The sequence below is a fragment of the Actinocorallia sp. B10E7 genome (assembly GCF_039871655.1).
Taxonomy (GTDB): domain Bacteria; phylum Actinomycetota; class Actinomycetes; order Streptosporangiales; family Streptosporangiaceae; genus Actinocorallia.
In genome coordinates, this window is the sequence record NZ_JBDPLZ010000008.1 from 279,172 (window position 1) to 285,638 (window position 6,467).

5 protein-coding genes and 2 tRNA genes are annotated in these 6,467 nt (G+C 70.6%); 5 read left to right on the forward strand and 2 right to left on the reverse strand.

Features of this window, described 5'->3' with window-relative positions:
* Positions 1-466 precede the first annotated feature (466 nt).
* The 4 genes from ABGB12_RS26760 to ABGB12_RS26775 all read left to right on the forward strand — a co-directional run bounded on the left by ABGB12_RS26760 (position 467) and on the right by ABGB12_RS26775 (position 1,793).
* Positions 467-979 (forward strand): O-acetyl-ADP-ribose deacetylase, encoded by a 513-nt coding sequence (locus ABGB12_RS26760; RefSeq protein ID WP_347682222.1) that lies wholly within the window; start codon positions 467-469, stop codon positions 977-979.
* A gap of 9 nt (positions 980-988) precedes the next feature.
* Positions 989-1,492, forward strand: coding sequence for a DinB family protein (locus tag ABGB12_RS26765; protein WP_347682223.1), 504 nt, complete (start codon positions 989-991; stop codon positions 1,490-1,492).
* 137 nt (positions 1,493-1,629) lie between these two features.
* Positions 1,630-1,703 (forward strand) — tRNA-Asp (locus ABGB12_RS26770).
* Between the two features lie 13 nt (positions 1,704-1,716).
* A tRNA-Phe gene (locus ABGB12_RS26775) sits at positions 1,717-1,793 on the forward strand.
* Positions 1,794-1,858: 65 nt separating this feature from the next.
* On the opposite strand, the gene ABGB12_RS26780 is transcribed toward ABGB12_RS26775, so the two are convergent.
* Both ABGB12_RS26780 and ABGB12_RS26785 read right to left on the reverse strand, forming a co-directional pair.
* A complete protein-coding gene (locus ABGB12_RS26780) occupies positions 1,859-2,059 on the reverse strand; it encodes a hypothetical protein (protein WP_347682224.1) in 201 nt (66 codons plus the stop codon).
* 133 nt (positions 2,060-2,192) lie between these two features.
* The gene (locus tag ABGB12_RS26785; protein ID WP_347682225.1) at positions 2,193-3,260 is read right to left on the reverse strand and encodes an alkene reductase; all 1,068 of its coding nucleotides are present in this window, start codon (positions 3,258-3,260) and stop codon (positions 2,193-2,195) included.
* A 124-nt stretch (positions 3,261-3,384) separates the two neighbouring features.
* Here ABGB12_RS26785 and ABGB12_RS26790 point away from each other — a divergent pair, with 124 nt between their 5' ends.
* On the forward strand, positions 3,385-6,057 hold the full coding sequence (locus ABGB12_RS26790) for an AAA family ATPase (RefSeq protein ID WP_347682226.1): 2,673 nt from the start codon (positions 3,385-3,387) through the stop codon (positions 6,055-6,057).
* Positions 6,058-6,467: the final 410 nt, after the last annotated feature.

Genomic DNA, 6,467 nt, shown 5'->3' on the forward strand with positions numbered 1-6,467 from the left:
AAACCGGACGGCTTCTCCATTCACCTCTCCACTTTCACCGACGGCTTCCCCATCCCACGGAAAACTTACGAAAACCATGCCGAGCGGGTAAACTCCACGAAAATTCAGCTCCGAATTCATTCCCTCGTGCGGGCCGCGTGAGCGTGGGTCATGTTCGTGCGACCCAGATCGTTCGAAGCCCTGCGGAATTCCGATCCGACGGCGGCCCTTGGACCGTACCGGCGGCGGCTCGAGAGCGAGGCCCGTCTCCTCCGGCTCCGCGTCTTCTCCGGTTCCCCGGGCCGTCCGCTTCGAGGCCCCGTCCCTCCTCCCCCGCCGCACCAGGCCCGACGACCGGAACCGGAGAACGGACAGCGCATACTAATGACATATTCGCCGGTAAAATATGTCAATGGACACAGGCGATACCGGCCGACCGCCGAGGAATGCGCCGGAGACGGGTTCCGACAAGGGAAAGGTCAGGAGAATGCGACTCGCACTGGCACTGGGGGACATCGCCGAGGCCCGGGTGGACGCGGTCGTCAACGCCGCGAACTCCTCCCTGCTCGGAGGGGGTGGGGTGGACGGCGCCATCCACCGCAAGGGCGGCCCCGAGATCCTCTCGGCCTGCCGGGAACTGCGCGCCTCGCACTACGGGAAGGGCCTTCCCACCGGACGGGCCGTGGCGACCACGGCGGGCCGCCTGCCCGCCCGGTGGGTCATCCACACCGTGGGCCCGGTCTGGTCGCCGACCGAGGACCGCTCCGCCCTGCTGGCCTCCTGCTACCGCGAATCCCTGGGCGTCGCCGACGAGTTGGGGGCGCGGACCGTGGCCTTTCCCGCCATTTCGGCGGGAATCTTCGGCTGGCCTGTGCGGAGCGCCGCCGAAATCGCCGTGGAGACCGTGAAGAACACCCCCACAAAAGTAGCCGAAGTGAGTTTCGTACTTTTCACTCCCGACGTTCTCGAGGCCTTTACTTCCGCTGCCGGGGATCATTAGGTTCCAGGCATGAGCAGAGAGATCCCGCCCCCCTCAGGCGACGAGCAGACTCTCCTGGCCACGTTCCTCGACTGGTACCGCGCCACTCCCGCGGTGAAATGCGATGGACTCACCGAGGAGCAGGCGCACCGGCGCGCCCTGCCGTCCTCCCCTTCGATGAGCATGGCCGGCCTGATCAACCATCTGCGCTGGGTGGAGTTCATCTGGTTCGAGCACCGCCTGCTCGGCCACCCCGACATCTCGCCCCTCAGGAAGGGCGACGCCCCCGATCCCGAGTTCGCCGTGGGCGACCGGACCCTCGCCGAACTCCTGGCCGAGTACGAGGAGCAGTGCGCGCGCTCCCGCAAGGCGGTGGAGGGCCTGTCCCTGGACACTCCGACCGCTCTGCCCGTCCTCGGCGGCACCCCGGTCTCCCTGCGCTGGGTACTCCTCCACCTGATCGAGGAGACCGCCCGCCACGCCGGCCACCTCGACGTCATGCGCGAACTCCTGGACGGCACCCGAGGGGTCTGACCTTCTCCCCTTCCCGCCCAGGTCAGACCCCCTTCACCCCCCTGCGGGGAATCCGAGTTGGCAGCAGTCCTCCGCATGGCCTAAGCTTTTCGTCGTTGCCCCGGAGCGAAAGCGCAAAGCACCGGGAGCAGCACCAAGGTCCTGTGGAGCAGTTGGAGTGCTCGCCACCCTGTCAAGGTGGAGGTCGCGGGTTCAAGTCCCGTCAGGACCGCTCTCCCTTGCACGGCCAGGTAGCTCAGTTGGTACGAGCGACCGCCTGAAAAGCGGTAGGTCGGCGGTTCGACCCCGCCCCTGGCCACCAGATCAGAGACCCGATCCGCTTGCTTCGGACCGGGTCTCTGGCTTTTCGCCTGACTGTCTGCCTGACTACGCCTCTTCGATCTTGCCGGGGAAGATCCGATCCATGGCCGTCGCGCCGTCCTCGATCACCAGCCGGATCTGGTGACGGTGGACCAGCTCGGTCACCGCGGTTCCCTTGTGGCCGACCAACCGGGAGATGTTCTCCAGGGGCACCCCGGAATCCGAGAGCAGCGAGACGAACGTGTGCCGAAGCTCACGCGACGTCAACGCACCTCATCGGACGTCCACGTACGCCCTGACCCTGGCCACCAGTGGAAAGGCCCAATCCGGGTCATTCGGATTGGGCCTTTGGTTTTTCGGTGTACGGGCAGGGGAAATCCGTGAGCGCCTCCCCGTCGCGTCACAGGGTCGGATAGTCGGTGTAGCCGCGGTGGTCTCCGCCGTAGAAGGTAGACGGGTCAGCGGTGTTGTAGGGGCCGTCGGCCTTGATCCGCTCAGGTAGGTCGGGGTTGGCCAGCCACAGCTGGGCCAGGCTGATCGCGTCCGCCACGCCGTCGCGGAGTGCCGCCGCGCCCGCTTCGGGGGTCGCCGGGCCCTCGTGGCCTGCCGGGTGCGGATTGAGGATCAGCGTGCCGGGCCACTCGGCGCGGAGCCGCTCGGTGAGGTGCCGGTCGGAGGCTTCCATGACGTGCAGGTAGGCCAATCCGTACGGGGCCAGCGCGCGGACGAGCGCCGTGTAGAGGGTCTCCGGGTCGGATTCGGAGATGTTGTTGTAGGTGGATCCGGGCGACACCCTGATCCCGACCCTCTCGGGGCCGATCGCGTCGACGACGGCCTGGACGGTCTCGACCGCGAACCTGATGCGGTTCTCGACGGGGCCGCCGTAGCCGTCGGTCCGCAGGTTGGTGTTGTCGGCGAGGAACTGGTGGATCAGGTAGCCGTTGGCGCCGTGCAGTTCGACGCCGTCGAAGCCCGCTTCGATCGCGTTACGTGCCGCGTCGGCGAAATCCCGCACCGTCTGGGCGATGTCATCGAGGGTCATCCCACGCGGCGTGGGGTGGTCGAGCATCCCGTCCAGCGTGTACAGCTGCATGCCGGACGCGACGGGTGAGGGGGCGACGGGCAGCGCGCCGTCCGGGTAGAGGGCGGGGTGTCCGATGCGTCCGCTGTGCATGAGCTGGACGACGATCTTGCCTCCCGCGGCGTGCACGGCGTCGGTCACCCGCCGCCAGGCCTCGGTCTGCTCGGCCGAGTGCAGGCCCGGTGTGTCGGTGTATCCCTGGCCGAGGACCGACGGCTGGGTGCCCTCAGTGATGATCAGGCCGGCTCCCGCGCGTTGCGCGTAGTACTCGGCGGTGAGCGCGTTCACGAGACCGCCGGACGCGCGGCTGCGGGTCATCGGCGCCATGACCAGCCGGTTGGGCAGGGTGAGCTTTCCCACGGTGAGCTGCTCGAACAGGTTCTCCACGAGATCCTCCGCTGTTGGGCTTGTCGGCCTTTCGGCCCCACAGTCCGAAAACTAGAAGCGAAGGAATACGGAGCGAATCCGTAAAGTTTCGGAGGTTGGTTACCTATTCTCGGGAGTTCAGGCCATGTCCCACACGCAGGAGACCGAGCCCCGCCCCATGTGGGAGGCCGGCCCGCTCCACGGCCGGGACGCGGAGTCGGCGGCGCTCGACCGGCTGGTCGCCGAGGCGAGGGAGGGCCGCAGCGGAGCCCTCGTCCTGCGCGGCGAACCCGGGATGGGCAAGTCCGCGCTCCTCGACCAGCTGGCCTCCGTCCCGGACGCGCGCGTGCTGCGGGTCGGCGGCGTCGAGGCCGAGACCTCCCTGGCCTGCGCCGGCCTTTTGCAGTTGCTGTGGCCGTTGCAGGACCGCATCGACACCCTGCCGGAGCCGCAGGCCGAGGTACTGCGCGCGGTCGTCCTGGGCGGTTCCCGTGTCGCCGACCGGTACACGACGGGCTTGGCCGTCCTCACGCTGCTCGCAGACCTGGCCGAGGACCGGCGTCCGCTCCTGTGCCTCGTCGACGACGCCCAGTGGCTCGACCAGGTCACCGCCGACGCGCTGCTGTTCGCCGCCCGACGCATCGCCGCCGAGGGCGTCGTCATGGTGTTCGCCGCCCGCGACGAGGGGTTCGACGCCCACGGCCTGCCGGAGTGGCGGCTCCCCCGGCTGGACCGCGACGCCTCGGCCCGCCTCCTCGCCGGGTACGGCCTGGCTCCGGGACGCAGGAACGCCGTCATCGACGAGGCCGACGGCAATCCGCTCGCGCTCCTGGTGTTCGGCCACGCCCGGAGGCATCCCGTAGGAAACGGCGCCCCGCACCTGTCGATCGCCGACCGGGTGCTGGCCGCCTTCCGCGCGCGGATCGCGGCCCTCCCCGAGCGGACCAGGCTGATGACGCTGATCATCGCCGCCGAGGGCCGCAGTGACTCCCCCGGCCTCCTGACCGCGGCGGGTTCTCTCGGCGTTGGGCTGGAGGACCTGCAGCCGGCCGAGCAGGCGGGACTGGTCGCGGTGGACGGCACCGCGATCGCGTTCCGGCATCCGCTGATCCGCACCGCCGCCTACCAGAGCGGCGTGCTGGCCCAGCGGGTGCTGGCGCACCGGGCGCTGGCCGAGGCCTCGTCCGACCCGGACTGCCGGGCCCGGCACGGGGCCGCCGCCGCGACGGGCCCGGACGCCGCCGTCGCCGAGGAGCTCGAACAGGCCGCCGAACGGGCCAGGACGCGGGCCGCCCCGGCCATCGCGGCCGGTCTCTACCGGCAGGCCGCCGACCTCACCCCCGACCCGTCCGGCCGGGCGCGCCGCCTCGGCGCCGCCGCCACCACCGCGCTGGAGTCCGGGGACGTCGACGAGGCCGGTGACCTGGTCTCCCGCGCGGAACGGCTCACCGGCGACCCCGCGGCTCGGGCCTGGCTGGCTCCCGTCCGGGCCGCGGTCGAGTTCGAGCGGGGCGACCCGGTCACGGCGGCGCGGATCCTGATCGAGCACGCCCCGGACGCGCCGCCGGACACGGCCGAGGGGATGGCGCGGACCGCCGCGACCTACGCGTGGTTCTCCGGCGACGCCGCCTCTGTGAGGGAGGCCGCCGCCCTGCTGCCGCTCGATCCGGCCGTCCAGGGCATGGCGTTCGTGGTCGACGGCGACCATGGGAGGGGTGTTCCTCTGCTCGTAGAGGCCGCCTCGCGTGCGGGCGGCGGCATGGCGGGCGTGTACGCGGCCGCGTTCGTGGGCGACGACGAGACGATGCTGAGTCTGGTCACGGCGGAGGCGGAACGCTGTCGACGGGAGGGCCTGATCGGCGCGCTGCCCGAAGTGCTACAGATGCTCGCCCGGTCTCAGGTGCTGGAGGGACGGCACCGCGACGCGGAGGCCTCCGTCGCCGAGGCCGAGGCCATCGCCTGGGATATCGGGTTGCGGCGCCGCGTCGGGCGGCTCGAACTCGTGCTGGCCAGGATCGCGGCCGTCGAGGGCGACGCCGACCGGTGCTTCGGGCTGGCCGAGCCGACCGTCGACTCGGGTGTGTCGGCGAGTTGCGTGCTGAGCCTGCTCGATCTGGGCATGGGCCGCCACGAGCGGGCGCTCGACCGGCTGGAGGCGGCCTGGGCGGGGCCCGGACGCCACATGACCGCCCTGCTCGCCTCGACGGGAGATCAGGTCGAGGCGGCCGTGCGTCTCGGCGTCCCGGAACGTGCGGCCGAACCGCTGCGCTTGTTCCGGTCCTGGGCCGAGGCCGTCGGACAGCCGTGGGCGCGGGCGATCGCGTCGCGCTGTGAGGGCATGCTCACCGGCGAGGAGCAGTCTTATGCGGATGCGCTGGCACTTCACGGGCAGAGCGGACGCCCCTTCGAGCGGGCCCGTACGGAGCTGGTCTACGGCGAGTGGCTGCGACGCGCCAAGCGGCGTACGGAGGCCCGGGCCCATCTGCGTGCGGCGTTGGAGGTGTTCGACCGGCTCCGGGCCGCCCCGTGGGTGGAGCGGGTCCGCGGCGAGCTGGGCGCGAACGGCGACGCGCCGGCGTCGGCACCGTCCGTCTCGACCCGTGGTTCCGAACTGCTGACACCGCAGGAGCTCCAGGTCGTCAGGCTCGCCGCCGAGGGCTTCAGCAGCCGGGACATCGCCGCGCGGCTCTTCCTCAGCCGCCGGACAGTCGAGCACCACCTCTACAAGGCGTATCCCAAGCTCGGAGTGCGGTCGCGCGGCGAACTCGTCCGGCTCGACCTCGGCACGCTGAGGGTCGCGGGGGGAACGTCGGTGTAAATGACCTCGATTGGTCGCGGCGCGGCAGGCCATGTGAACATGTGCTCTGCCGAACGGGGTTGGATGCCGTTGTCGGTTCCGAGGAGGGCTGGGTCGGTGTCCCGTACCGAAGTCAGCGGCGGATGCCGGTCGAGGGCGGGGAATTCACGGCGAAGCGCACGTGGCAGTGCGTTGTGGAGGATCTTCGCGGTGGTCGCGTGGTCTGCGCTGGGGGTTCCGACCGGTCGCGCAGTCGACGGCCGCGACCCGGTCGCGGCCGGTGGCCCCATGGAAATCCTGGTGCCTCAGTGCGTGTTTTAGAGCTGATCGTTGAGGTCTACCGGGTGTATTCCAGGGGCCTTGGTCCGGTGCGGGTGGCGGGGCGGCCGCGGGCGATGCGGCGGCTCATCTGGTCGATGGCGGCCCAGCGG

Bases quoted from the DNA above. Each gene is read 5' to 3' on its own strand.
- ABGB12_RS26760 (WP_347682222.1), top strand. From the start codon at position 467: ATGCGACTCGCACTGGCACTGGGGGACATCGCCGAGGCCCGGGTGGAC.
- ABGB12_RS26765 (WP_347682223.1), top strand. From the start codon at position 989: ATGAGCAGAGAGATCCCGCCCCCCTCAGGCGACGAGCAGACTCTCCTG.
- ABGB12_RS26790 (WP_347682226.1), top strand. From the start codon at position 3,385: ATGTCCCACACGCAGGAGACCGAGCCCCGCCCCATGTGGGAGGCCGGC.